Source organism: Janthinobacterium sp. HH106 (genome assembly GCF_001758725.1).
Lineage (GTDB): Bacteria > Pseudomonadota > Gammaproteobacteria > Burkholderiales > Burkholderiaceae_D > Janthinobacterium.
Genome location: NZ_LRIC01000002.1, coordinates 150,550 through 176,042, shown reverse-complemented (window position 1 = coordinate 176,042; position 25,493 = coordinate 150,550). Strand labels below are relative to the sequence as shown.

At 68.3% G+C, this 25,493-nt stretch carries 16 protein-coding genes; 6 read left to right on the top strand and 10 right to left on the bottom strand.

The annotated features are described in order from the left end of the window. Positions 1 to 10 precede the first annotated feature (10 nt). The 5 genes from JAB8_RS01460 to JAB8_RS01440 all read right to left on the bottom strand — a co-directional run bounded on the left by JAB8_RS01460 (position 11) and on the right by JAB8_RS01440 (position 15,808). Positions 11 to 736 (bottom strand): sigma-70 family RNA polymerase sigma factor, encoded by a 726-nt coding sequence (locus JAB8_RS01460; RefSeq protein WP_070288126.1) that lies wholly within the window; start codon positions 734 to 736, stop codon positions 11 to 13. Continuing rightward, positions 733 to 13,356, bottom strand: coding sequence for a filamentous haemagglutinin family protein (locus tag JAB8_RS01455; RefSeq protein WP_083287519.1), 12,624 nt, complete (start codon positions 13,354 to 13,356; stop codon positions 733 to 735). Before JAB8_RS01455 ends, JAB8_RS01460 begins: the two co-directional genes overlap by 4 nt. Before the next feature lie 153 nt (positions 13,357 to 13,509). Continuing rightward, on the bottom strand, positions 13,510 to 14,484 hold the full coding sequence (locus JAB8_RS01450) for a FecR domain-containing protein (protein WP_070288125.1): 975 nt from the start codon (positions 14,482 to 14,484) through the stop codon (positions 13,510 to 13,512). A gap of 8 nt (positions 14,485 to 14,492) precedes the next feature. Further along, the gene (locus JAB8_RS01445) at positions 14,493 to 15,068 is read right to left on the bottom strand and encodes a sigma-70 family RNA polymerase sigma factor (protein ID WP_070288122.1); all 576 of its coding nucleotides are present in this window, start codon (positions 15,066 to 15,068) and stop codon (positions 14,493 to 14,495) included. Next, positions 15,065 to 15,808 (bottom strand): hypothetical protein, encoded by a 744-nt coding sequence (locus JAB8_RS01440; RefSeq protein WP_139142893.1) that lies wholly within the window; start codon positions 15,806 to 15,808, stop codon positions 15,065 to 15,067. Before JAB8_RS01440 ends, JAB8_RS01445 begins: the two co-directional genes overlap by 4 nt. Positions 15,809 to 16,015: 207 nt before the next feature. Between JAB8_RS01440 and JAB8_RS01435 the strand changes: the two genes are divergently transcribed. Genes JAB8_RS01435 through JAB8_RS01425 form a run of 3 tightly spaced genes read left to right on the top strand, consistent with a single transcriptional unit; the run spans position 16,016 to position 18,866 of the window. Beyond that, positions 16,016 to 17,032 carry a M14 family zinc carboxypeptidase gene (locus JAB8_RS01435; protein ID WP_070288115.1) on the top strand — a complete coding sequence of 339 codons (1,017 nt, stop codon included), beginning with the start codon at positions 16,016 to 16,018 and terminating at the stop codon, positions 17,030 to 17,032. Continuing rightward, entirely contained in the window at positions 17,029 to 17,832 is an 804-nt protein-coding gene (locus JAB8_RS01430; RefSeq protein WP_070288112.1) for an alpha/beta hydrolase, read from the top strand. The genes JAB8_RS01435 and JAB8_RS01430 overlap by 4 nt, the downstream gene beginning before the upstream one ends. Beyond that, positions 17,823 to 18,866, top strand: a complete 1,044-nt coding sequence (locus JAB8_RS01425) for a serine hydrolase domain-containing protein (protein ID WP_217494178.1) — start codon at positions 17,823 to 17,825, stop codon at positions 18,864 to 18,866. The genes JAB8_RS01430 and JAB8_RS01425 overlap by 10 nt, the downstream gene beginning before the upstream one ends. Positions 18,867 to 18,869: 3 nt before the next feature. Here JAB8_RS01425 and JAB8_RS01420 read toward each other — a convergent pair whose 3' ends face one another. Together JAB8_RS01420 and JAB8_RS01415 are read right to left on the bottom strand one after the other, a co-directional pair. Next, entirely contained in the window at positions 18,870 to 20,000 is a 1,131-nt protein-coding gene (locus JAB8_RS01420; protein WP_070288108.1) for a YbfB/YjiJ family MFS transporter, read from the bottom strand. After that, positions 19,997 to 20,872 carry a LysR substrate-binding domain-containing protein gene (locus tag JAB8_RS01415; protein WP_070288106.1) on the bottom strand — a complete coding sequence of 292 codons (876 nt, stop codon included), beginning with the start codon at positions 20,870 to 20,872 and terminating at the stop codon, positions 19,997 to 19,999. The genes JAB8_RS01420 and JAB8_RS01415 overlap by 4 nt, the downstream gene beginning before the upstream one ends. Positions 20,873 to 20,969: 97 nt before the next feature. Between JAB8_RS01415 and JAB8_RS01410 the strand changes: the two genes are divergently transcribed. Beyond that, on the top strand, positions 20,970 to 22,031 hold the full coding sequence (locus tag JAB8_RS01410; protein ID WP_070288105.1) for a nitronate monooxygenase: 1,062 nt from the start codon (positions 20,970 to 20,972) through the stop codon (positions 22,029 to 22,031). A gap of 42 nt (positions 22,032 to 22,073) precedes the next feature. Here the strand turns inward: JAB8_RS01410 and JAB8_RS01405 are convergent, their stop codons facing one another. Further along, complete coding sequence (locus JAB8_RS01405) at positions 22,074 to 23,474, bottom strand: PLP-dependent aminotransferase family protein (protein WP_175445140.1); 1,401 nt, start codon at positions 23,472 to 23,474, stop codon at positions 22,074 to 22,076. A gap of 68 nt (positions 23,475 to 23,542) precedes the next feature. Between JAB8_RS01405 and JAB8_RS29355 the strand changes: the two genes are divergently transcribed. Then, positions 23,543 to 23,707, top strand: a complete 165-nt coding sequence (locus JAB8_RS29355; protein ID WP_175445139.1) for a hypothetical protein — start codon at positions 23,543 to 23,545, stop codon at positions 23,705 to 23,707. A 61-nt stretch (positions 23,708 to 23,768) separates the two neighbouring features. Further along, positions 23,769 to 24,014: a hypothetical protein gene (locus tag JAB8_RS01400; protein WP_070224327.1), complete on the top strand. Its 246-nt coding sequence runs from the start codon at positions 23,769 to 23,771 to the stop codon at positions 24,012 to 24,014. Between the two features lie 127 nt (positions 24,015 to 24,141). Here the strand turns inward: JAB8_RS01400 and JAB8_RS01395 are convergent, their stop codons facing one another. Then, positions 24,142 to 24,591 carry a VOC family protein gene (locus JAB8_RS01395; RefSeq protein WP_070288103.1) on the bottom strand — a complete coding sequence of 150 codons (450 nt, stop codon included), beginning with the start codon at positions 24,589 to 24,591 and terminating at the stop codon, positions 24,142 to 24,144. A gap of 24 nt (positions 24,592 to 24,615) precedes the next feature. Further along, positions 24,616 to 25,416: a hypothetical protein gene (locus JAB8_RS01390; RefSeq protein WP_070288100.1), complete on the bottom strand. Its 801-nt coding sequence runs from the start codon at positions 25,414 to 25,416 to the stop codon at positions 24,616 to 24,618. Positions 25,417 to 25,493 lie beyond the last annotated feature (77 nt).

The window sequence follows — 25,493 nt, the reverse complement described above, 5'->3', positions numbered from 1 at the left end:
CGCCGGATGCCTAAGCGTCTGTACGCGAACGAACGTTCAGCCTCAAGCTGCGCCGGGTCGTGCCGACGCCGCCCTGCGCCGCGTAGCCCGTGTGGCGGGCGCAATGGTCGAGCGCCTGGCGCAAGGCCGTATCGACGTTGCGCAGCGACATGTCGTGCCGCTCGGCCACTTCCTGGCGGGTCAGCTCATCCACGCGCAGCGCTTCGAGCACCTGCCGGTGGCGCCGCGGCAGCAAGTCGACGGCTTGCGCCAGCCGCCGCACGTCGGCATGCAGCTCGGCCAGGCGCTCCGGTCCCGCCGCCGTATCGGCGAGGAAATCGACGAGGCCTGCGACGCCATCCTCCTCGTCCGCATACAGCCAGGCGCGATTGCGCCGCAGACTGTCCATGGCCGCGTTGCACGCCACGCGAAACACATAGGCGACGGGGCTGTGCGCCAGCGCCGCGCCGTCCCCGGCCGTCAGCGCGCCCAGGCGCAGCCATGCGTCGTGCAGGCTGTCGCTGGCCAGCTCGGCGCAGCCCAGGTGGCGCGCCAGGCGCCGGTGCAGGGCCGCGTAATTGCCTTCCAGCACCGCCTGCAGCCTTGCGCCCTGCCCCGGCGCCGGCGTTGACACGGGCGCCATATCATTGGCCGCCTGCATGCGGGGCCGGATGGCGGGCCGGTACCAGGCCATGCCTGCCTGCCGCATGGCACCTGTCATGCGCAAGGGCAAGGCGCCAGCCATGCCGGCCATCATGGCGACAACCTGCTGCGCTCTTGCGCCGTCAGCTGGCGCGTGGCCGATTCCGGCAGCGTGCCCAGGCCCAGCACGCGCACGGCGCTGCGCGGGTTGTAGTCGGCCGCCTCGGTGCGCGCGCCATCCTGCGGCGCCGCTTGCGCGCTGTCGGGCGGGGCGTCGTTGCCAAAGCCCAGCACGCGAACCGTGAACACGGACGGCTGCGCGGCGCGGGTGGCGGCGCGCTCGCGCTGCACCACGTCCTGCGCGGCGGCCGTGGCCTGCGTGGCGGCCGCGCTGGCGTTCGTCATGGCGGCCACGTTGACGGACGCCACCGTCGGCATGCCCTTCGATTCGCCTTTGACCTGGATGTTCGCCGCGTTCACCACCGTCAGCGCGGCCAGGTTGACGCTGCCCGAGACGCGGATGCCCGCCTCGCCCGCATCGATGGTGCCCAGCGGCGCCAGCAAGTCGACGTCGCCGGCCGGCACTTCGGCGATCGGCGCCAAGGTGGCGATGCCGGCGCCCGTACTCGGCACGTCGGACGACAGGGTCACGTTGCCCCAGTTGTCATACACGCGCTTGGGCGGCGTGTAGACGATGGTCGACTTCGAGCCGCGCCCCGCGTTGATGTCGCCCTCCGACGACCAGCCGAGGATATCGCCGCCAAACGTCGTCATGACGCGGCTCTGGCCCAGCAGGATGCTGCCGCGCGAGAACAGCTCGATGTTGCCGCCGCCCTTGGTGATGACGCCCGAGGTCGACGGCGGCGCCTCGCCTTCGATGCCGAACACCTGCTTGCCGCCAGGCGTCAACAGCTGGATGTCGCCGCCGAAGTTGGTGTGCACGTAGCCGCTGCGGGGGAAATAGTCCCAGCGCTGCTCGCCGTCGTTCCGCTTGGCGTAGAGCCCGCGGTACATGACGATGTCGCCCGCATAATCGATGGCCTTGCCGCTGGCGTCCTTGGCCGGCGCCAGGGCCGCGATGGCATTGCGGCTGCGCAGGAAACTGCCGTAGCGGGCGCTGTCCGCATCGTTGAATTCGCGCCCGCCCGCCTTCAGTTCCGCGAAATACACGTCGCGGGCAAAGACGCGCTGCTGCGGCTCGGGCAAGGCCAGATAAAAGGCCTGCGCCTCGGCAGCCGTGCCCTTGAAGCCGTAGCGTTCATTCAGCCAGGTCGTCAATTCGGTCGCGTACGACTTCACCACCTTGCCGGCCTGCTCGGCCAGCGGCACGCCCGCCTGGGCCACGTTGGCCGGGTCCAGATACGGCTTGACGAAGCGCAGGTAATCGAGACCGGCCGCGCCCACGCCCGCCTGCATCGCGATGCCGGCGCCCGGGCGTTTATCTCCGGCGACGACGGGACCGAGGCTGACGACGCTGCCCTTGTCCTGCATCAATATGTTGCGTCCCGCGCTGATGTCGAGCGTGCCGGGGCCGGCCACGTTGAAGGAGCTGTTCAGGATATCGCGTCCGGCCGAGACCACCGAGACGTCAAACGCATTGTTGTGCACGAACAGGTTGCTGTAATTCCTGAATATCATGCCGCTCGTGTTCTCGCCACCGTCTATACCCTCAAGCAATGCCGTGCCGCTGCTGACGATATCGCGGCCCGCCTTCATCCAGACCGGTTGCGCCCCCTCATACCAGGTGGTGCCCGCATGCCTGGCGTCGTAGAACGCGACCATGCGGCCACTATTGACGCCGATCAAATCGCCCTTCACGGCGTAGATGCGGGCCGCTTGCGTGCCGCTGTTGGCGGGTCCGGCGGCGGAATCGGGGCCGAAGGCGAACAGCGGGAAGTTCCAGCGCGTCGCCGGCGCGCCCGTGCTGGAAATGTTGCCCGTCACGGGATTAGCATCGGCCGCATTCGCGCTCCAGCCCACGAAGGCTGGCTTGAACGGCGTCGCCATGCTGTCCGCGCCGGCGCCGGACTGGCTGACGGCATAACCGCCCGCATAGATGGAATCGCCGGCCAGCCACTCCAGTTGGGCATTCGGCGATGGCGCCAGCACCAGCGGCTCGGCATAGCTGTTGGCGCTATTCCAGCTGGCGGTTGCCTTGCCGTAGTACAAACTGCCATTCGGCGCCGCGACGCGCACGATGGACGGGTAAACGATGGCCAGGTCGGTGGCCGTGCCGACCGGTGCCGTCAACGGCGTCATATTGCCGCCGGCGGAGAACAGGTCGAGCGCCGTGCGCGGCGTCCACAGGCTGAACCAGCTGTAGCCGACGCCCGCCTCGCCCGCGGCGCTGGTGAACGGGGATGCGCTGAGCAAAGGCACGCGGCCGGGGTCGGCCACGTCCTGCAACACCTGGTCGCCCAGGGTCGCCACCGTGAAGGTGGCGTCGCCCGGCACCAGGGTCATGCCGCCCTTCGGCTCGGCGCGCGTCGCGGTGAAGGCATCGTAGGCGCGCGTTTCCAGCGGCACGTGCTGGGTAGGCTGCGAGCCGTATTCCAGCGCCACGCTGCCCAGTTGCGCGGCCGACGTGGCCGCGTGGCCGCGCACATCGACCAGCGCGCCATTCATGTGGTTGAGGCCTGCCGTGCCGGCCGGATTGAGGGCGCCGCCAACGCGCAGATCGAGGTCGCCGCCGCCCGTCAGCAGCAGGCTGCCATCAGCCTGCACGCGGCCCGTGCCGCCCACGGCCAGCAGCAGGCCCTGCGAACGGGTATTGATATTGTTGTCAAAACTGCTGCCGGACAGCAGCGCCTGCACGCCCGCGTCGCCGGCCACGTCGGCGCGCACGTTGCCGCCGCCCAGGGTACCGAAGCCCGTAAAGCCCAGCAGCTTGTCGGCGCCCTTGTTGCCGCTGGCATCGCCCACATAGCTGCCGAAGTTGATCCACCACGCCGCCGGCTGCGCCTGGCCGCCCGTGGCGACCGCGCCGCTGCCCTGGCGCCACAGCCAGTTGCCGACGGCCGCGCTGTCGTGGCCGCTGTCCGAACCGACGGGACGCAGATTGATCGCGCTGCTGCCCGTCATCAGCGAGCCCGTCAGGTTGCCCGCCACGTTCAGCAGCAGGTTGCCGCCCTGGTCCGGGTACCAGGCGCGGTACACGCTGTCGGCGCCGCCGTCGACCAGGTGTTCGTGCGCACCGTCAGGATTGCTCAGCACCTTGCCGTCGGCATTGCGGCCGCGCGCCTGGTTGTACGGATCGCCGGCCGACGTCGCCACGGACGACATGCCTGCCGTGTACACGCCATACAGGCTGTCCATGCGCAGGTCGCCGCCGCTGACCAGGTCCAGGTCGCCCGTGCCCGTGCGCAGCACGCTGTGGCGCAGGCTCGAGGCCTTGTAGTCGAACGTGGCGTTGGCCGTGCCGCACCAGGTGGGCTTTTCCTCGCAAACCGTCGGCCACTTGAGCGCCACGGGGTCGAGCAGGTCGCCCGCCTTCACGTTGTCATCCGCAAACTCTTCCGCGCCGGCCTTGGTCCACACGTAGGCCACCTTCAGCACGCACAGGGACGGGTCGCTGGCGCAGAGCTCCGCCACAGTCTGGCCGAACTGGCTGGTGAATTCCTCGGTGATGACTTCGCCCGCCACGATGCCTTCGACGCCCAGTTCCGCAGCCGCTTCGCTCCAGTACTGCACGCCTTTCGGCGGCACCAGGATGCCATACATGCCGTAATGGCTGTCGGCCAGGCGCAGGGTGCCGTGGCTTGGGTGCGCCTGTACGCTGCGCGTGTCAGCCGCATCGAGGTCGGCACCGGCCACCAGGCGCATGCCCCACGCTTGCGAGCCTTCGGCCAGCATGGGCGCGATGGCCCACAGCTTGCCCTGGCTGCCCGCCACTTCAGGGCGCAGCTGAATCGACTTCACATCGGGCAGCAGCTTGACGTCGGTGCCGGACGGGATCAATGCGCCCACGGCCAGCGCCAAGTTGCCATCAAGTACGAAAACGCTGCGTTCGCCAGCCACGCCCGGCAGCGGCACGCCCTTGGGCCAGCTCATGGCGCGCACCTTGACCGCTTGCGCCAGCACGCTGCCCGCATCGAGGCGCATGCCGGGCGTAAACACTTGTTGCGTCGTCAGCAGGGTGCCGGCCGCGTGGACGATATTGCCGTCGCTGTCGCGCACGGCGGCGGCCAGCACGGTGCCCGCCCGCACCGTCATGGCCTGGTCCAGCACGACGGCCACGGGCAGGCGCGTATTGGCCTGCAGATTGAAACCCTTGACGGGCACGTCGTAATTGAGCGCGATCCCGCCCGGGAACAAGGTGCCGTCGGCCAGGGTCACGCCCTGGCCCGGGACGATGACGTCGCTGCCATTGATGTCGCGCCCCGGCAGCAGGACCCAGCCGCCGTCATCCTTGGTGGCGGGCGGCGGCGCGAAACCGTCGTTGATGCTGCCGTAGATGCTCAAGTCGCCGCCGGCGCGCAGCAGCAGGCTGCCCACCTCACCCGACCCGCGCACATTTGTTGCCTGAAAGCGCGGATTGAGGCTGGCGTAGCGCATGCCCGACAGATCCAGGTCGCCCTGCACCACCAGGTCGCCGTCCGCCGTCTTGCTGACGATATCGACGCCGGGACGCAGATGCAGCGCATCGGCATACGCGGCCGTGGCCAGGCCCGCCAGCTTGCCGTTGCGCAAGTTCGTGTTGGCCAGCGCCGCATCGATGAAAGCCGTGCTGTCCGCATGCTTGCTGTCGAGATATGCCTGGTTGATCACCTGGTAGGGGCGGCCGCTGGCCGACAGGTCCGCGGCGTAGGCCGCATCGTCGTAGCGCTGCATGGCGTTGACGGCGATCGATTTCGCGCCGCGTATCGTCAAGCCGCCGCCGGCCGCAATGGCGATGTCGCCGAAGGTGGCCGCGTCCGCATCCGTGCGGGAACCGCCGCTGCCCAGGCGCGGCGCGCTCAGTTCCACCGTGCCGCGCGCGGCGCCGTCGTATTCGCCCTTGCCCTTGCCGGCCACGGCTGCCGTGGCATGGCGCACGTCGATCTGCGCGCCGCCGGCCAGGTCCAGCACGCCCTCGCCCGCGTTCAATTCGACCATGGCCCGGTTCGGGCTGTCGATGATCTTGCCGTAGCTGTCGACGCGCAACAGCGTGCCATGCGCGTCGAGCACGGCGTTGCCGGCCAGGGTGACGCCATGCTTGCCGGCCAGGCGGATGCTGCCCACGCGCTCGCCGCTGGCGTCGATCGTGCCTGCCACCGTCAGGCGGCCGTTGTCGAGCGATACCTGCACTTCGCCCGCCTTCAGCTCATGGGCTATCGTCAGGTCGCCCTGCTTCAGCTGGAAGCTGCGCGCACCCGTCACGCCGCCTTCGTTCAGGCGCGTGTTCAGCAACGCGAACTGGCTGTCCGGCGCGCCGCCCGCGCCCAGGGTTTGCGCGCGCACGTCCACGCTGCCCTTCTTGTACGGGACCATGGTGCCGCCCGCGTCGTAGCTGCCGCTGGCGCCGCCCAGTATCTTGCCCTGCAAATCCACCATGCCGGCCGCGCCATCGAGGGCCACGGCCTTCAGGCTGCCGGCGCGGTTGTTCTCGGCCGACAGGTCGATCACGCTGCCAGCGCCCTGGCCGATATCGCCGGCGCGGCTGTCCAGGATCACGTCGCCGCCCCAGCTGTATTTGTCCACGTCGAAGAAGGTGCTCTTGCGACCCGCCATGTCGATGCGCGCGCCGTCGGCCACGGCGATGTCGTGCTGCGCGTTGATGGTCAGCTTGCCGCTCGGCAGCACCACGGCCGTCGCCACGCTCACGCTGTCGCCGTTCAGCGCCAGCTGCGCGCCCAGCGCAGCGTTATTCTTGACGGGAGCCGCTGGCGCCGTACCGGCCGGCGCCGCTACCTTCAGCGCGCCGCCCGACGTGTAGCTGTGCGCCGAACCGGCCTCGCCCGTCAGCAGCGGCGTGCTGATATTGAGGTTGCCGCCGCTGTACTGGAAACCCTTGCCGGCCTCGTAGGCGCCCTGCGCCTGATAGACGGACAGGCTGCCCTTGTGGTTGGCCGTGACCTGGCCCGACGCCTTCAGGTTGACGTTGGCAAAACCCAGCGCCAGGCGGTCGAACGAGGCGACGCCGGCCGGCTGCGTGAACGGGCCGAAGCCGAAATCGATGCGTTCCGCTTCCAGGTTCAGGGTGCCGCTGCCCGTGCCGGCGCCATGCGTGATGACATTGCCGGCCGGCGACAGGGCACCGCCCCAGATCAGGTTGGCCGTGCGGATGGTCGCCACGGTATCGGCGCCGCCCTGGCCATACATGGCCGGCGTGGTCAGCACCAGGCGGTCCAAGGTGGATTTGCCCGTGCTCTTGTCGTAGGTATCGAGCACCACGTCGCCATAGAAATTGACGCTGTCGGCCGCGTTCAGCATCAGCGCCTGCAGGGCTGGCGCGCCGGTGCTGGTGTCGCCGCGCAGCAGGCGGTCCAGCACGCCCTGGTTCATGGCCAGGCCGCTCGAGCGCGTGCCGTTGGCCTGGGCCGCCGCCAGCGCCTCGCTGCTGCCCATGTTGATGGCGCCCACGGCCAGGCTCAGGTTGCGCGTGCCGTAGCGGGCCGTGTCGTCCAGTGCGAAACTGCCGTTCGTCGACAACAGCAAGGTGCCTTCCGAGTACAGGCTCGCTGTTCCTTTGTCGGTGCAGGTGTCGCCGCACACGCCGATGCGGATGCCGCCGCGCGCCGTGCCGCTGACGGGCGCCACGTTGAGCAAGCCGTTCGAGGCGGCCAGCATGTGCACGTCCGCGCGGCCTTTTTGGTAGATAAAGCCGTCGTTGGCGTCGTACGGGGCCTTGCCGCGCCCCACAGTGCTGATGCCGGCGCCGGGCGCGATATCGATCAAGCCGTCGCCCAGCTGGTCATTGCCCGGGTCCTGGGCGACGAGGAACACTTCCGGCGCCGACAGGATGGCGCCTGCGCGCAGGTAGATGGCACGCGCCGAGTTGAAACCGAAGTTCACGTAGTTGCCGCCCTGGCCATATTCCACAGACGGTGCATTGCCCACCACAATACGGGCCGCGCCGATATTGTTCAGGCTTGAGGCACGCACGCTGAGCTGCCCGGCGACGCTGGTGGCCGGCGCACCGTCGGCGAGGATTTCAATGTCGCCGTCGGTGACATTGCTCGACGCCAGCACCACGGTGCCGCCGTAGCCGCCCTCGGCCGTGGAGAATTTGCCCGTGCCCTTGAACTGGAACGTGTCCGGGCCGCCGCCTTGCGCCAGGGTCAGCTTGAGCGTTTTCGCGTCGGCAGGCAGCAGTGCGCGGGGAATGCCGCGCGTTTTCGCATCGGCCAGCGCGAATGCCGCATAGCCGGTTTCGTTGTACTGGGAATACGTGCGCAAGACCTTGGCCGGCGTGAGTATCAGCTGGCTGGCCAGCGGCGCGCGGATGTCCGTGCCGGCGATCGACAGGGTGCCGGGCGCGGCCCAGGAACCGTTGCGCAGCGGCTGCGCCAGCGAGCCGGCGCTGCCTTGCCCCGCCAGGCCGTTCAGTTCCACGCGGAAGGCGCCCGGCAGCAAGGCATAGGTCGACGGCATCAGGGTGTAGGTGCCGGCGGGCAGACCCGGCACGCCGCTGCCTATCGTCACCTGCCGGCCGATGGCCGCATCGGAGGCGCCCTTGTCGCCGCCCGACGGCGCCTGCGGCGCTTGCGCGCCCGGCACGATGGCGTACACGGGGTTGGTTGCCAGACCCGGCAGGATGAAGCCGCCATTCGCGCCTACCTGCACCAGCGGATGGGTGCGCGCGTCGGTGGAGCCGCCGCGCCCGGAAATGAAACCTGCACCCGTCAGTTCGCCGCCGCCCGACAGGTCGAGCAGCGCGCCCGGCCGCACGTCCACGGCCACGCCGGCGATGTCCACGCCGATGCGCAGGCCTCCCTGCACATTGATGCCGCCCACGCCCATCAGGGTGACCGGCTTGCCGTTGACGTTCCAGGTCTGGCCATCGACGGTGCCGCCATACGGCATGACCAGGCCGGCGCCGCTGACGGAGGTGATACTACCTGGCAACAAGTTAACGGTCAGGCTCCTGTCGTTCTCATAGCCGGCCGCGCCGATGGCCAGGCGCCCCAGCGGCGCGCGCACGACGCCGCCCTGCTCGATGTGCGCGGCGGCCAGTTCCAGCGAGCCGAAAGCGGAATACGGCATGAGCGGCACGTCAGCCGTGCTGCGGGCGATGTTCAGGCTGTGGGCGGGATCGTAGCCAATCTTGCCGTTGACGATGCCATAGCCGGCCCGCACGGCGGCGCCGGCGCCCGTTTCCGGGTACAGCTGGGCCGCGCTGAGGGTCATGTCGCCCGGCGTGGACAGCACCGTCGTCGGCTGGTTGCCGTCCCAGCCCAGCGGCGACAGCAGGAAGCGCACGTCGCCGCGGCTCGTCAGGCGCACGTCGTCCGCCCGAATGTCGACCAGGCCGCGCACGTCGATCAGGTCGCCAGCTATGCTGACCTGGCCGGCCATCGGCGACTGACCCGCCGTACCCGGCGTGACATAGAAATCGCGTCCCGCCGGCTTGACGCTGGCCAGGCGCACGTACGGCGCCGCGATGCCGACCTTCGCGCCGGGCTTGCTGCCTGGCGCCAGCACGGGCGCGCCATACAGCTGGAAGCTTTGCTGCAACGTCAGCGACACGTCGCCATCGAAGGAGGCGGCGCCCAGCAGGGCCAGGTTGCCGAAGCCGCCCGCCTCCACTTGCTCCACCGAGTAGCGGCCATGGCCGTACTGGAGCGCCTGCTGGCCGTCCTGCGCACCGATGCCTGCGGCCAGGTCGCTGGCAAGCTGGCGCTGCGAGAGGATCAGCTGGCGCCCCTGCAGCACCTTGTCCGTCGCCAGCGTTTTCAGGTAGACGGGCGAGCCTGTGGCCACGGACAGGCTGCCGCCCGCCGCGCCCGCACCGCCCGCCTTGGCCAGCAGCTGGCCATCGAGGTACAAGCCGTTGTTCGACGCCAGCGCGATGCTGCCGCCCGCGCTGGCCACGTCGACAGCCGCGCCATTGACGTCCAGCACCGCATGCGCGCCGGACGCGTCGAGCACGGCGCCGTCGCGCACGACGACGAACAGGCTGGCCGCCGACGTGCTGCCCTGCGCATGGTCGATTTCGCCGCCGACGACGATGCTGCCGCCGTCCGCCACCTTGCCGTAGCGCCGGCCCTGCGCATCGGTGGCCGTGACGGCGCGCGACGCGACGTCGAGCACGGCATTGTCGCCGATCCAGATGGAACGGCCATGGCCGGCCGCTTCCACCGCTTCGGACACGTTCACGTCCACGCCCACGCCGCCCAGGCTGATCTTGCCGCCCCACGCGTTCAGGCGCCCGTCCACCGTCAACTGGCCCACGCTGGCCAGCTTGATGGACTGGCCCGCATCGACGCTCACCACGGCGCCCTTGCCTATCAGCAACTCGGCGCCGGCCATGTCGGCCGCGCCGGACTGGATATCGCCCACCTGCAGGGCAAGGCTGGCGCCCTTGCGCTGTGTCAAGGTGCCCTTGAGCGGGTTTTCCGTGTATTGCTCCGGCATCCACAGGGCCAGTTTTTCATTGTCCACTACGCGCAGCACGGGCATGCGCACGTCGACTTGCGTGCCGTCCGCGACCGTCAAGCCCTGCTTGCCGACCAGGCTGTAGCTGGAAAAACCCTGCTCAAAAAAGTCGCCGCCCAGTTGCAGGGTGCCGGCCTCGGATTTTTCAGTTTTGCCGATCAAAATCTTGTTTGCCTGTAATTCCAGCTTGCCGCCGCCTTGCACGCCATGGCCGCGCACTTGCGCGCCTTCGCCCAGCACCAGGTCCGATGTCGTTCCGTAGCTGGCCAGGCTCACGTTGCCGCCCTTGCCACCCTGCTGTTTCGCCTGCGACAGGATGGCCGCGCCCGAGCCGGCGTCGATCAGGCTGCCGCTGCCGATGCGCACGTCGCCGTTCGCCCGCAGCGACACACTGCCGCCGTTGATATACGGCAGGCCGGCGGCGGCCAGCGGATCGCGCAGCACGTTGCTGAGCAGGCCGCTGGTGTCGAGCGTGACGCCGTCGGCCAGCACCAGTTGGCCCGCTGGCCCGCCCGGGTTGACGACCGTGTCCAACATGCCCAGCGCGCCGAGCTGGTTCAGCACATTGCCGGCCATGATGCTGCCGCCATGGCTGCGCAGGCTGGCGTTAATGGCCACGTCATTGCCGAACAGGGTGATGTTGCCGCCGTCGGCCACCTGCAGCGCGCTGTCGACCGTGATCGCGCCTTTCGCGGCGAGGCGGATGGCGCCCAGTTGCTGGCTGTTGAGCAAGTTGGTATCGAGCAGCAGCTTGCCTTGGCGCTCTGACGCGAGCACGTCGGCCACGTCGAGGCCGGCGGCGATGCCGTCCTGTATACGCGTCAGGCGCACCTCGTCCATGACGGCCGACAGCGCATGCTGCAGCACGCCCGTGCGCTTGTCGAACATCGGCTGGTACTGGCCGACGATCAGCTGCCCCCGCTGCGCGGCGGCGAACTGCGACTGCTGGTAGCCGTCGAGCAGGGCCTGCGGCGCCTGGGTCTGGCGCTCGCCCTGGAAGACCTCGCCCGCGATGCCCCCTTCCAGCACGGCCGAACCGGTGGCGACCACCAGCTTGCCCGCGTCGCGGCCCACCGTGTAGCCGTTTTCCAGGCGCTGTTGCGCGGCGATCAATGGATTGGCGTAGAACGCGCTGGCATCCTTGCCCCAGCGCGCATGTTCTTCCTCATAACCCTTGTACACGCCCGCGTACGGCAAGTCGGCCGGCGCGCTGCCCGCCTCATGCAACTTGCCGTCCAGGCCTTTGAGCCAGGTCTGGCGCACCGCGCCCGTCTGCACGTCCAGGGTGCCGCCCGACAGGTTGATGGCGGAGCCAAGCTGCGTGACGACATCCTTGCCGCCGAAGCTGACGGTGCCGCCCTGCGCCATCCACTCGCTGACGGAATGGCCCTGCGTGCCCAGGTAGCCGGCCACTTCCAGCAAGCCGCCGGCCGTGTACCAGCGGTCGCTGTCGTAGCCGTTCGTGCCTTTCGGTACGAACACCAGCTTGCGGCGGTCGACCCAGATACTGCTGTTGAGCAAGGCCTTGCCGTCGCGGTTGACGGGCGCGTCGCGCTGCTCGTTGCCCTGCACGTTGATCTCGACATTGTTCGCCTCCATGGCCACCTTCACGCCCACGGCGCCGGAGACGTCGAGCTGGGCGCCGTCGCGCAGCAGGCTGCGGCTGGCCGCGTTGACGGCGATCTGGCCGCCCGTGGCCAGGGTCAGCGAGTCGCCGAGGAATTCCACCGTGCCGGCGCTGCCGATCTCGATGCGCGACTGGTCGCGGCGGTCGCTGACGGCAACGATGTTTTCCGTGGACGTCGCGGCCGGGCCGCGCATGGCGTCGCGCTGGCTGTCGAGCGCCGTCGTCTTGCCGTCGTCCTCGATGACGATGGCCGTGGTGGCGCCCCGTCCCACGGTGACGGCCGCTTCGCTGCCCAGGGCGTTGAGGTGTATCGTGCCGCGCGTGGCGGCCGTGGTGGAGGCGAGCACGACGCCTTCCTGGCGCACGTCGCGCCCCGCCAGCGTGACGTCGCCTTCGCGCGCCTGGATCAGGCCCGTGTTGACGACCTTGCCCGCCGTACTGCCGGCCGCGAACTGCGGCGTGACTTCGCTGCCGCGCGTGCTCGACAGCGGATTGCCATCCGTGCCCACGCCTTTTTTAATGGTAAAACTGTCGCCGGCGGCCAGCAGGGCCTGGCCCTTGGGCGTGGCGATCTCGCCCGCCTGGTGCACTTCCTTGCCCAGCAGCATCACGTAACCGCCGCCTTCCGTGCTGCCCTTGGGCGCATTGCTGGCCAGGCGCGCGCCCGCCTGTACCTGCACCTTTCCGGCCGCGTCAGTAAATGTCGTGGCGCCGGCCGTGCCGGCGCTGTAGATGCCGTTTTTCTGGAATTGCGTATCGCTGATGCGGGCCGCGGCCGCCACCAGGCTGCGCGTGTCGACCTGGCTCGTGCCGGTAAACACGATGCCGTTGCGGTTGACGAGCAGCACCGTGCCGTCGGCCTTGATCTGCCCCTGGATCTGGCTGGGACGCGCTTGCGGATCGTTGACCCGGTTCAGCACGGCCCAGTCCTTTTGCTGCTGGAAGGTCAGGGTCGTATCCTTGCCCACATTAAATGTTTCCCAGTTCAGGATGGCCTTGTCCGCCGTCTGCTGCACCACCACGGCCGTCTTGCCGTTCGCCACCGTCTGCACGGGCGCCTGGGCATTGAGCCAGCCGGCCGTCAGGCTGTTGGTGTCGACCTGCAAGCCGCCCTGCGCCAGGCCGTTCGGCGCGCTGGCGCCGCCGGCGGCACTCTGGCGCGCCTGCGCCTGGGCCGATTGCTGCGCGGCGATGGCGCGCGCGGCCAGGTTCAGGTTGTTGAGCGAGCGTTGCAACTGCTGATTGGCCTGCTGTTGCTGGCCCTCGGGCCGGCTGCCCAGGGGCAGCGGCTGGCCATTCGGCAATCGGCCCGAGGTGGCAGCCGTATTCTGCGCCGCCCCCTTGGCCGCGAACCAGCCGCCGCTGAACGCCTGCTGCGCCCGCGCCGGCGTGCTGAAGGCACCCGCCATCAGCATGGTGGTCAGTGCGTAAGCAAGCGGCGTGAGCCGCAGGCGGCTGCCCAGCGTGGAAGTACGCTGCGCGCCCGTGTCAACGGTTGGGACTGGGCGCTGGGCAGTGTGAAGCTTGGTCATGGCAATGGTTTCCTGGCTAGTGGGATGGGAACGGAGCCTGGCGTTAGCGCAAGCGTCCATGCCTCCATGACGTAGCTGGGCAGCGGAAGGGATAATGTTTTTTGAAAAATATTTTGATACGCGTGCCGCCGGGGCATCCGGCATCCGCTGAAATCAGCTCAGCAAGACGATGCCGCCCGGCAAACTGATCATTTCTGCTCCCGTCAAGTCGCGTATCATCGCCAGCGCGCCATCCATCTGGCGGATGGAAAAGCGCATGCGCACGAGGCGGCGGCCCAGTTCGGGATTGCGCAGCAGCACGCGGCCGGGCCGGTAGCGGTTGATTTCATCGACCACCTGGGACAGCGGCTTGCCGGCAAACGACAACGCACCCGTGCGCCAGGCGCTCGCTTCGCCCTTTGGTGCGGCCGTGGCCGCCTGCGCGCCCCCGTCGTCGTACACCAGTTGCTGTCCTGCATCAAGGGTCTGGCGCCGCTGCTGCCAGACCACCTCGACGGCGCCCGCCAAGCAAGTCACGCAGACGGCGTCGCCCGTGTGGCGCACATTGAAGCGGGCCGACTGCGCCAATAAACGCCCCGCGCCCGCCACCACCGACACGGGCTGGCGCGCGCCGCTGGCGAGGATTTCCGCCTCGCCGCCCAGCAGTTCGATCGACTCGGGCGCCCGCACATCGATGCGCGTCTGCGTATTCATCTGCACCGTCATCTGCTGCGACAGGGCCAGTTGCCGCTGCTCGCCCGTGCCCGTGCGGTAGTCGGCGCCAAGCTCCTGCAGCGACGGCCAGGCGCCCAGCGGCGGGCGCAGGGCCAGCACGGCCACGCCGGCCGCCAGCGCGCCGCCGAGAAAAGCGCGCCGTCCGGGACGGAGCGGGAACGCCAGCACGTTTGCCCGCGGCGGCGCGGCGGCGGCGCGGGTCAAGGCGGGATCGAGCGCCTGCCACACCTGCCTGAGTTCGCGCCAGGCGCGCGCATGCGCGGGGCTGCGCGCGCACCAGGCGCGCAAGGCGTCGGCGTCGGCCTGCGTGAAATCGTCGGCACGCAGGCGTGCCCACCAGGCGGCGGCTTCCCGGCCGATGGCAGTGTCGTCATGTTCAACAAGGTCGCGTGGATCGCGGTCGGAAGCGGTCATGGGATTCATCAATATTTACGGCGGCCCGACACATCGCTGCGCTGGGCCGCATCGGCGTCGGCCATGCACGTTTTACAGTGTTGCATGGCGGCCTGCAATTCTTTCTTCACCATCGCCACGGAAATGCCGAAGCGCTCGGCGATCTCCGCATTGAGCATGCCGTCGATGCGCGCCGCCGTCAGGATGGCGCGGCGGCGCGGCGACAGGCCCGCCAAGGCCGCGTCGAGCGCCTGCACGTCGAGCCGCGCCGAGACGATGCGCGCCGGGTCGCTGATGTCGTCGCCCGTCTCGTCGGCCATGTGCATCAGCTCCTCGCGTTCGCGCTCGGTGACGATGATGCGGTCGCGGCGGTAGGCATCGGTGGCGATATTGGCCGCCATGCGCAGCAGGTAGGCGTCGGGATTATGGACGGGCGCGGCGGCGGGACCGGGCGCCACCATCGCCTCGAGGCGCAGCCAGGTTTCCTGCAGCGCATCGGCCGCATGGTGCTTGCAGCCGACCACGCGTTCGAGGCGCCAGCGCAGCACGGCGTAGCGCGAACTGAGGTGGCCTTTGAGCCTGGTGCGCAGGTCGGGCAGGCTCATGGCGCGGAGATTCCTTGCACGCCAGCGGCGCAATCGACTTCGCTGCCCGGCCCTTGCGGCAGCAGCAGGATGGAAACGGGCTGCGGCATCGACGGCAGCGGCGCGGCGCCCACGCGCATGCCCAGCACCACGCGCGCAATCGCCGTGTCGCGCGCGCGCAAGCCCGTGCTGTCGAGCAGGTGCACGCGGTCGACGACGCCGGCGCGGTTCAGATACAGCTGCAGCGCCAGGCGGTAGCCGCCGGGGCGCGTCTGCGCGGCGCGGCACAGCAATCCCAGCAGCACGTGCTGCAGCCGGCCCACATAGGCCGCGTGGTCGCCGCCGCCCTGCGTGGCACCCGGGATGTCGGCGGCGGCCAGCATCGCGGCCGGCGGCAGATCCGCTGCGGCTAGCGCCGAAGCCGCGGCCGGGGCATACACGATGACGGCTTGCGCGTCGGACAGGCGCGATTGCAGACCCGTGCCCTCCAGCAAGACTTGCAGGGCCGCGCCCGCCGCATAGGGGCCGCGCACGGCGGCCGACTGGCGCTGCGCGTAACGCTGGTCGATCAGCACGGCGATGCCCGTGCGGCGGCTGTATATATCCAGCGCGTCGCCGAGGTTTTGCGCGGCGATATCGAACTGCAAGACGGCGCCGTCGGCCGGCTGCGCCCGCACGGGCCCCACCGCGGCCAGGAAACCCAGCAGTACCAGGTATCCGGCCAGCGCAAGCACATGGACGGATGCCGGGCTGCCTGTCATATCGCTATCGTGTCGCTATCGTGTGAGGAGTAAAGCGGACGCCTGGGGTGTTTACAATGAACAATCCTTGCGTCAACTGCAACAGACTACACAGCAAACATGACGGCTTCGTGACATGCTTATCACCAATAAATTTCGCCATGCGGGACGTCGGACGCGGCAATGATTTCGGCTACACTGGCTGCTACTTTCCCTTTCAGACGCCTGATGATCGAAAAGAATCTGCCCGAGCTGGTCATGCTGAAGCGCCTCATCGACGAGGGCGGCAGTCACCTGGAAGTGGCCGCGCCCTGCAGCATCGCCATCGATGGACGCGCATTTCCCGTGTATTCGATCGCCATGGGCAATCCCAGCCCCGACGTGCCCGTGCTGGGCTTTTTCGGCGGCATCCACGGCCTCGAACGCATCGGCACGCAAGTGCTGCTCTCGTTCCTGGAAAGCCTGGTCGCGCGCCTGCGCTGGGACGCCACCTTGCACCAGCAACTGGAAACCATGCGCCTCGTGTTCATGCCGCTGGTCAATCCGGGCGGCATGTGGCAAGCGACGCGCAGCAATCCGCGCGGCGTGGACCTGATGCGCAACGCGCCATTGAGTGCGCGCGAAAATGTGCCGTTCATGCTGGGCGGCCAGCGCTACAGCCCCCGCCTGCCCTGGTACCGGGGCGCGGCCGGAGGGCCGATGGAGCGGGAAAGCCAGGCCGTGTGCGACCTCGTCGAACGCGAACTGCTGTCGCGCCAGTTCAGCATCGCCCTCGATTGCCATTCCGGCTTCGGCTTGCGCGACCGCATCTGGTTTCCGCACGCCCACACCAAGGTGCCGATCGAACACCTGGCCGAGATCGGCGCGCTGGAAGAGCTGTTCAGCCAGAGCTACCCCAACCACAACTATGTGTTCGAGCCGCAAAGCCGGCAATACCGCACGCATGGCGACCTGTGGGACTATCTGTACCTGAACGGCACCAGCTACACGGGCCGCGTGTTCCTGCCCCTGACCCTGGAAATGGGCTCGTGGCTGTGGGTCAAGAAAAATCCGCGCCAGCTGTTCAACCGGGTCAGCATCTTCAACCCCACGGCCGCGCACCGCTTGCAGCGCGTGCTGCGGCGGCACCTGGTGTGGTTCGATTTCCTCATGCGCGCCGCCAGCAGCCACGGCCGCTGGATGCCGGAAGGCTTGCTGCGCAAGGCGCAGCGCCGGCGCGCCCTGGCGCAATGGTACGAATCATGACGACGCCCACCTGGATTTTATTGCGCGGCCTGATGCGCGAACAGCGCCACTGGGGCAGCTTCCCCGCCACCCTGGCGCGCGCCCTGCCCGGCGCCCGCATCGTCACGCCCGACCTGCCCGGCAACGGCACGCGCCACGACGAAGACAGCGCCACCCGCGTGGCCGTCATGGTGGAAGACTTCCGCCAGCACTTGCTGGCGCGCGGCATCCCCGCGCCATACCACTTGCTGGCCCTGTCCCTGGGCGGCATGGTGGCCGTCGAATGGGCAAGCCGCTATCCGCAGGAAATCGCACGCTGCGTGCTCGTCAACACGAGCATGCGGCCCTACAGCCCGTTTTACCGGCGCCTGCGCTGGCAAAACTACGGCGCCCTGCTGCGCCAGTTGCTGGCCGGCGATGCACGCAGCCAGGAAGCGCTGATCTTGCGCCTGACGAGCCGCAGGCACGCCCATGGCAATCCGGCGCTGCTGGCCGAATGGCTCAGTTACCAGCAGGAATATCCGGTCAACCGGTGCAATGCGCTGCGCCAGCTGCTGTCGGCCGCCCGCTACCGCGCCCCCGCCAGCCGTCCGGCTATGCCCGTGCTGGTGATGGCCGGCGCGCAAGATCAATTGGTCGACCACCGCTGCTCGCAGCGCCTGGCGCGCGCCTGGCAAGCCGACTGTTTGATCCACGGCGACGCCGGCCACGACTTGCCGCTCGATGAGGGCGAATGGCTGGCGCAATCGGTGGCGCGCTGGCTGGGAGTGGCAGCGGCAGACGACAAGCAGATAAACACAACCCAATCAATATGCAGATAAGCAACCATACGGACCAGCTGGCAGCGCTGGCGGAGGCCGGCGTACGCGAGCACATTTTCCCGGGTGCGGCCTGGGCCGTGGGCACCGTCGACGACGCCATGGCGGGCGCGGCCGGGCGGCTCACGCCCGATCCCGCCAGTGCCGCGATGCAGGTCGACACTCTGTTCGACATCGCGTCGCTGACCAAGATCATCAGCGTCTGGTCGCTGACGGGCCGGCTGCTGAAGCAGGAACGCCTGGGCCTGGACACCCGCCTGGCCGACGTGCTGCCCGGCACGCACGGCTATGCGCTGGCGCCCGTCACGATTTTCCAGCTGCTCACGCATACGGCCGGCCTGCCGCTGCGCGCCCGCCTGCGGGCCAGCTATGGCGAGGTGTACGACGATATCGTGCGCGGCGTGCTGCGCGAACCGCTGGAAGGCATACCAGGCCAGGCGGTCGACTACACGGACCGCGCGGCCCTGATCCTCGGCCTGGTCATCGAGCGGCTGCTGGGCATGCCGCTGGACCAGGCCCTGGAAGAGCATGTGCTGCGGCCGCTGGGCATGGCCGCCACGCGCTTTGGCCCGCTGCCGGCTGCGCATGGCAAGCTGGTCGCGCCGACCGAGTATTGCGAGCAGGCGGGCGCCCATCTTGCCGGCGTGACGCATGATTTTTCGACGCGGCTGCTGGGCGGCGTATGCGGCATTTCCGGGCTGTTTTCGAATGTGCCGGACCTGCAACGCTTCCTGCAGGCGATGCTGGCGCAGGAGCGCCATGGCGAGGTGTTCGACGCCGGCTGGGTGCGTGATTCGCTGACCGTGCAAACGGGTTCCTTGAGCCCGTCGCGCGGCCTGTTCTGGCACCCGGCGGCAGGCAGCGGGCCGCAGGACGACATCTGGTGCCACCAGGGTTTCACCGGCACGGCCCTGTGGATCAGCCCGCAGCGCGGCCGCTATGCGGTGCTGCTGACCAATAAGCTGTACTTCACGCGCGATTCCGCCAGGGTCAACGCGCTGCGGCACGCTTTCATGCGCCGCGCCTTCGGTCTTTGAACTTTATAGCCGCAAGCTCACGATGATGGCCAGCAGCAGCGCGCCGGCGGCCGCCAGCAGCGAACTGTTGAAACTGTGCGACTGCGCATACAGGCTGCCAGCCAGCATGGGGCCGATGATCTGACCCACGCCATACACCACCGTCATGCCTGCCATCATGTTGGTGCCCGCCTTGACGGCTGCCCGCTGCGCGGCCGGCATGGCGATGGTCACCGTGCCGACGAACGTGCCGCCGACGAGGATGGCGCTGAGCAGGTAGCCGGCGGCCGAGGGCGCCAGCACGGGCAAAGCCACGCCCAGCGCCTGCAGCAGCAGGTTCAGCCTGAGCGCCTGGCGCGTGCCCAGGCCCTCGTGCAGCCGGTGCCACAGGAAGCACGAGGGCGCCGCCCCGAGGCCGAACACGGCCCACACGTGGGCGGAATTCAAGCCGGGCAAGGCCGCGCCGACCAGCACGGGCAAATACGTGGCCGTGACGATGTAGCCGAGTCCCGCCAAGCCGTAGATCAGCACCAGCGGCCACGGCGCCACGGACGCCAGCGCCGGAGCTGCCCTTTGCGCTGGCGCGTCCAGCGTCGCCAGTCCGCCAGCGGCAATCGCGGGCGCGGCCGCCAGCCCCGCCAGCGCGGCGACGCCGGCCAGCAGCAGCCACATGCCCGCGCTGTGCCAGCCCAGCTGCGAGGCCAGCACCAGCAATTCGGCCGAGACGGCGATGCCGACGCCCACGCCCGCGTACAGCAGCGGCGCGCCGCGGCCATGCCGGCGCTGTTCCAGCAGCCACAAGGAAGCGGCCACCATGGCCAGGGCGCTGAAGACGCCCGCCACGCCCCGCACCGCCACGATGAGCCAGACGGGCATCGGCACCGCCAGCACGCCCAGGCACAGCGCCGTGCCGGCCGCCGACCACAGGCACAGCCGGTGCGCGTCGTGGGCCCGCGCGCGCATGGCCAGGATGGCGCCCAGCAGGTAACCGGCATAGTTGGCCGAGGCGGCCAGGCTGCCTTCGCGCAAGCTCAAGACGCCTTCCTCGACCATCTGCGGATAGATGGCCGTGAAGGCGAAGCGGCCAAAGCCCATGCCGATGGCGAGAATGACCGCCGCGGCGATGGCCGAACGCAGCCTGGCCGCCCCGCTCACGGCGCCGCCTCGCCGAGCAGCGCCAGCAAATGCTGAAAGGCGGGCACGCCGAATCCGACTCTCCACACGAGCACCGTGTCGGCTTGCCCGGCGGACAGCGTTGTCAAGGTGGCCGGCGCATCGGACAGCGCCAGCACGCTGGCCGGCAGCACGGTCACGCAGGCGCCGGCCGCCACGCAGGCGATCATGGTGTGATACGAACTCAGCTCCTGCACGCGCCAATCGGTCGAACCTGCCACGCCCAGCAGCTCTTCGGCGATGCCGCGGTAGGTGCAGCCCTGCGGAAAGGCCGCCAGCGAGCGCGTGCGCACGTCCGCGGCACGGCGCGCCTGCCCTTCGCTGGCCGGCAGCAACAGACACAGTTCCTCGCGCCACACGGCGGTCGATGCCAGCCCCAGCTCTTCCAGCGCGGCGGCGCCGCCGAACGCTGGCGGCAAGGCGACGAAAGCGCAGTCGAGCAAACCCGTGCGCACTTGCTCGATCAGGGGGCGCGACGGCCCCGTGCTCAGCGCCAGGCGCGTGTCCGGATGGCGGGCGTGATACGCGGCCAGCAGCGCCGGCAAGCGGCTGGCCGCCGTGCTTTCCATGCTGCCCACGCGCAGGGTGCCGCCCTCGCGCCCGCCCGTGACGACATGCCGCGCTTCTTCCGCCAGCGCCAGCAAACGCTGCGCATACTCGAGAAAGCGCTCGCCCGCCGCCGTCAGGGCCATGCGTTTATTGGCGCGCACGAACAATTCCGCGCCCATATCGGCTTCCAGCTGCTGGATGCGCGTGGTGACGCTGGACGGCGCGCGGCCCAGCCTGGCTGCGGCCTGGGTGACGCTCAGTTCACTGGCCACGGCGCAAAAAATCGTCAGGGATTCCATGTCCATCATGTTCTCAATTCAAGAATTATCATGCTATTATATTCTTCAAATAAGAATATTGCGCAACATCCTCAAGCATTGTCAACTTCATCAAGGAAACATCATGAGCACGTCCCAGCGCTTCCTCGACCGTCTCGGCTTGCAGCACCCCATCATCCAGGCGCCGATGGCGGGCGTCTCCACGCCGCGCATGGCGGCCGCCGTCTCGAACGCGGGCGGCCTCGGTTCGCTGGCCATCGGCGCCGGCACCGTGGCGCAGGCGCACCAGATGATGGCCGACACGCGCGCGCTGACGGACCGCCCCTTCAACGTGAATGTGTTCTGCCATGCGCCGGCGGTCAGGGATGCGCGGCGCGAATCGGCCTGGCTGGCCCATCTGGCGCCCCTGTTCGCGGAACTGGGCGCGGCCGTGCCTACGGGACTCGACGAGATATATCAAACCTTTCTCGGCAATGAGGCAGCGTTCGCCCTGCTGCTGGAGCTGCGCCCCGCCGTCGTCAGCTTCCATTTCGGCTTGCCGGCGCGGCAGCAGATCGCCGCCCTGCGCCAGGCCGGCGTCTACACGATGGCCACGGCCACCAATCTGCGCGAGGCGGCGCTGATCGAACAGGCGGGCGTCGACGCCATCGTGGCGCAAGGCGTGGAAGCGGGCGGACACCGGGGCGTCTTCGACCCGCAAGCGCCGGACGAGCGCCACAGCACCAGCGTGCTGCTGCGCCTGCTGGCCGGCCGCACCACCCTGCCCCTGATCGCGGCCGGCGGCATCATGGATGGACAAGGCGTCCGCGCCGCGCTGGACCTGGGCGCCGCAGCGGCCCAGCTGGGCACGGCGTTCGTGCTGTGCCCGGAATCGTCGGCCAACGCGGGCTACCGCGCCAACCTGCAAAGCGCGCGGGCGGCAAGCACGCGGTTGACCAGCGTGCTCTCGGGCCGACTGGCGCGCGGCATGGTGAACCGGCTGATCGAGCATGGCGAAGCGCCGGGCAGCCCGCCGCCCGCCGACTATCCCGTCGCCTACGATGCCGCCAAACAATTGAACGCCTTGGCCAGCCGGCACGGCGACAGCGACTTCGCCGCGCAATGGGCCGGCCAGGGCGCGCCGCTGGCGCGGGAAATGGGGGCGGAGGAACTGGTGTCGGCACTGGCAAGGGAAATGGCGGCCTGATGCCGGGATGCTTCTGGCAATACGGAGGCGCATCCCGGCCAGTCACACCACGGCAGCGCTGAATGACTCGGGCCGCCGCGCAAGCAGGTGAGACAGCCGCTGAAGACCGGCCTGCAAGCGTCCACGGTCCTTGATGCTGCCCAAAGAGATGCGAATGGCGTTCACCGATGCGCTGCCCGTTGCGAACGCCTCCGCCGGCGTGACGGCGATGCCGTAGCTGGCGGCTGCGAGCGCAAGCTGCGAGGAGTTCCAATACGCGGGCAACTCGAGCCATACATGCAGACCGTCTCCGGCGCCGCTGTAGCGTCCCGCCAGCACATCGCGCGCCATCCGGTGGCGCAGGCGCGCCTCCTTGCGTACGCCTCCCATCAATCTGTCAGCCGAGCCGTCGAGTATCCACTGCGTGGCCAGGGCCGCCGTCAGAGGAGCGACCATCAGCGCAAATGATCTTAGCGCGACCAGGAAACGCTCGCGCTCCGCCGGGTCGCGTATCAGCACGAAGGCGACACGCAAGCCGGGCGTCAGGCATTTCGACAGCGTCGAGATGTAGAGCACCTGTGCCGGGGCAAACGCGGCAACGGGCGGCGGCGGCGCATCGGCAAGAAGCCAGTAGGGATCGTCCTCGACGATGCGTACATTGCAGCGCTGCGCAATGCCGGCCAGCTCCCTGCGCCGGCGTTCCGGCATGGTGATGGCGGTCGGGTTCTGCAATGTCGGATTGAGGTAGACCAGCGCGGGCTGGTGCTGGCGGCACGCTTCCTCAAGCAGCTCAGGCAGCATCCCGTGCTTGTCCGCGCCCACCGCGATGACGTGCCGGCCGAACTGGGCCGCTGCGGCACGCAAGCCCGGATAACTCGTCGGCTCCGCCAGGATCACATCGCCAGGCTCCGTCAGCGCAAGGATCAATGCGGCGATCGCCGCTTGCGCACCGGGACAGACAACCACCTGCCTTGAATCCAGAGGTCCGAACATCGGTTCCAGCCATCTGGCTCCGGCCTTGCGGTCGGAGTCGCTTCCCCCGCCCAAGTGATAGGTCATCAGCAACTCATTATCGGCGCGCATCAGTACTTGAGACAAGCCTTGTCGCAACATGTCGTCGAAGTCCACGCCCTCCGGCGGTGGCGGCGTATTCATGCTCAGGTCGAGGATAGCGGTCAATTCGACTTTCGGCGCCGCGACATACGTGCCGCGCGCGCCGCGCCCCTCCAGCAAGTTGCGGCGTCTGGCTTCGTCGTAGGCGCGCGTGATCGTCGTCAGGTCGACGCCCAGCTGTGCCGCCAACTGGCGCTGCGTCGGCAGACGGTCGCCCGCTGTCAGCGAGCCGTCTGCCACCGCCACCTGCAAGGCATCCGCAATTTGCAAAAAACGGGGCCCCTTGTTCCCGGCCAATCGCGGCAACCAGCTCGTCAAATTTTCATCTTGTATGGTTTTTAACTGGGACATTTTGTCTCAATGTATGGAGATTGTTTTAAGGTAGTATGCCTCATAACGTGCATCAACACCATCCTTGCATGGCAGTCGCAGACGTTTTTTCCTCACTCATCCGCATGCGGCACATCGCTGCGCTCGATACCGTCGTTATTTCAGAGCTGGCTATAATGAAAGAGTCAAACAGGATGCCTGGGGGGATAGTGGAAGAAAAAGTTGGAAAAGAAGCTGCTGAAGCAGCAATTTGAGGCAGTGCGCCTCACGACAGATAGTGTCAAGTAATCAAGTAATAGACTGGAAATACGCAAAATGATCGATTGGACCCCTATAGTCTTCGTGACATTCAAGGCACTCGTGCTCGCCACGGGCATGTTCTTCGCCATCAAGTGGCATTACGATCAAGGCAAGAAGGATAAGGACAAGGCGAAGCAGAATCGCGCGGTGCTGCGCGCGAGCGGCAAGGTGGTCGCCATCTTCGCGCTATTGCTCCTGGCACTCGGGATCGTCACCTTCTTCGTCGTCAGCATGGTCGGTCTGGACATGACCATGCCCTGATGACAGAAAGGCGCCGGCCGATATGCGGCGATGCGGCAGCAATTTCCCGCCGCGGCGTTTCGCGCAGGCCTGCCTCAGCAAGCGATTGGACGGCGAGCCTTTGGCTTTCTACTTCCGGCGGCTTCCCTCAGGACGTCTGCTGCGGGAGCTGTTCGGCAAGTCCGATGAGGATGCCTTCGGGACCACGGATGTAGCAGAGCCGATACATGTGCTCGTACCGGACGACTTCGCCGACCAGCTTCGCGCCGCGTTGGACGAGCCGGACGAGCGTATCGTCGATATCCTCGACGGTAAACATGACACGCAGGTAACCGAGAGCGTTCACTGGGGCGTCGCGGTGATCGGCGACCACGGCCGGCGCGAGGAAACGGGATAACTCGAGACGGCTGTGACCGTCCGGCGTACGCATCATGGCAATCTCCACGCGCATGCCGCGCAGACCGGTGACGCCATCGGCCCAGTCGCCTTCAATTGGGGCGCGCCCTTCGAGAACGAGACCAAGTTCGGTGAAGAACGCAATGGCGGCATCGATGTCTTCCACGACGATGCCGACGTTGTCCATGCGCTTGACTGTCATATTGCCTCCTGGGTGTCTAAGCCGCTACGGCAACCTGTGCCGGAACGTCGGCTCGATGTTACGCGCATGCAGCCAGCGCACGATGTCCTCCAGTGTGGCGTCCTGCAGCAGCAAGCCTGGCTGCGTAACGGGCTTTACCGCCGGTAATGGCGCGGCGACGGGCGCGAGAGCGGGCACGGCATCAGCCAGCCCCGCATGTCCCTGCAGCTTCGCCAGCGCCTGCGCGAATTGTGCCGGAGTGATGCTGCGCAAGCTTTCCAGGAAACCCAGCTGGGCGGCGGGCGGCGGCGGCATGTCCAGGCCCGGCTCGTCGACGAAGGCGGCGCCCATGCTGGGGTGGATGAAGGCGGCCCACTTGCCCGATGGCTGCAGGCATGGCGGCAGCGCCGCCTGCGTCACGTAGTCTGGCGGCGCTGCGGCGAGGATGTCGGTCGAAGCAGGCAAAAAGGTGGAACGCAGCAGCTGCACGAACTGGCGCGCCTGGGCAACGGGCACGGGCATGGCCAGAGACAGCCATAACTGGAACGCCGTGCCCGAGATGCTGACGGCGGGCGCCGGCAAGTCCAGCTCGTGCTGCACGGCATTGGCGATCATGCACAGCGCGCTCCAGTGCGCCTCGCCGCCGCCCTTGCCGCCAAACTCCAGCACCAGCGCGCGCGTCAGGCCGCTCTCGGTCACGAGTTGCACGGCCACCGTCTGCTCGCCCGACAGGTGGCGTGCCAGCACGGCCGGCGTCAAAGGCTGGACGCCGCCCTGCGCATCGACGTAGTGCTGCTGTTCCTCGAACAGGTACAGGCGGGTGAGTTCGGAAATCAGTTTATGCATGGGCGGCCTCGTAATGACGTTGAGCAAGACTTGCCAACATGCCCCGATTATAGCCTCCCCGCCCTTGACGCACCTTC

What these genes read in the sequence shown, in the direction of transcription:
- JAB8_RS01430 (WP_070288112.1), top strand. Translation starts at nt 17,029, where the DNA reads ATGACGACGCCCACCTGGATTTTATTGCGCGGCCTGATGCGCGAACAG.
- JAB8_RS01415 (WP_070288106.1), bottom strand. Translation starts at nt 20,872, where the DNA reads ATGGACATGGAATCCCTGACGATTTTTTGCGCCGTGGCCAGTGAACTG.
- JAB8_RS01390 (WP_070288100.1), bottom strand. Translation starts at nt 25,416, where the DNA reads ATGCATAAACTGATTTCCGAACTCACCCGCCTGTACCTGTTCGAGGAA.
- JAB8_RS01425 (WP_217494178.1), top strand. Translation starts at nt 17,823, where the DNA reads ATGCAGATAAGCAACCATACGGACCAGCTGGCAGCGCTGGCGGAGGCC.
- JAB8_RS01410 (WP_070288105.1), top strand. Translation starts at nt 20,970, where the DNA reads ATGAGCACGTCCCAGCGCTTCCTCGACCGTCTCGGCTTGCAGCACCCC.
- JAB8_RS01435 (WP_070288115.1), top strand. Translation starts at nt 16,016, where the DNA reads ATGATCGAAAAGAATCTGCCCGAGCTGGTCATGCTGAAGCGCCTCATC.
- JAB8_RS01405 (WP_175445140.1), bottom strand. Translation starts at nt 23,474, where the DNA reads ATGTCCCAGTTAAAAACCATACAAGATGAAAATTTGACGAGCTGGTTG.
- JAB8_RS01450 (WP_070288125.1), bottom strand. Translation starts at nt 14,484, where the DNA reads ATGACCGCTTCCGACCGCGATCCACGCGACCTTGTTGAACATGACGAC.
- JAB8_RS01455 (WP_083287519.1), bottom strand. Translation starts at nt 13,356, where the DNA reads ATGACCAAGCTTCACACTGCCCAGCGCCCAGTCCCAACCGTTGACACG.
- JAB8_RS01395 (WP_070288103.1), bottom strand. Translation starts at nt 24,591, where the DNA reads ATGACAGTCAAGCGCATGGACAACGTCGGCATCGTCGTGGAAGACATC.
- JAB8_RS01460 (WP_070288126.1), bottom strand. Translation starts at nt 736, where the DNA reads ATGATGGCCGGCATGGCTGGCGCCTTGCCCTTGCGCATGACAGGTGCC.
- JAB8_RS01400 (WP_070224327.1), top strand. Translation starts at nt 23,769, where the DNA reads ATGATCGATTGGACCCCTATAGTCTTCGTGACATTCAAGGCACTCGTG.
- JAB8_RS29355 (WP_175445139.1), top strand. Translation starts at nt 23,543, where the DNA reads ATGGCAGTCGCAGACGTTTTTTCCTCACTCATCCGCATGCGGCACATC.
- JAB8_RS01440 (WP_139142893.1), bottom strand. Translation starts at nt 15,808, where the DNA reads ATGACAGGCAGCCCGGCATCCGTCCATGTGCTTGCGCTGGCCGGATAC.
- JAB8_RS01445 (WP_070288122.1), bottom strand. Translation starts at nt 15,068, where the DNA reads ATGAGCCTGCCCGACCTGCGCACCAGGCTCAAAGGCCACCTCAGTTCG.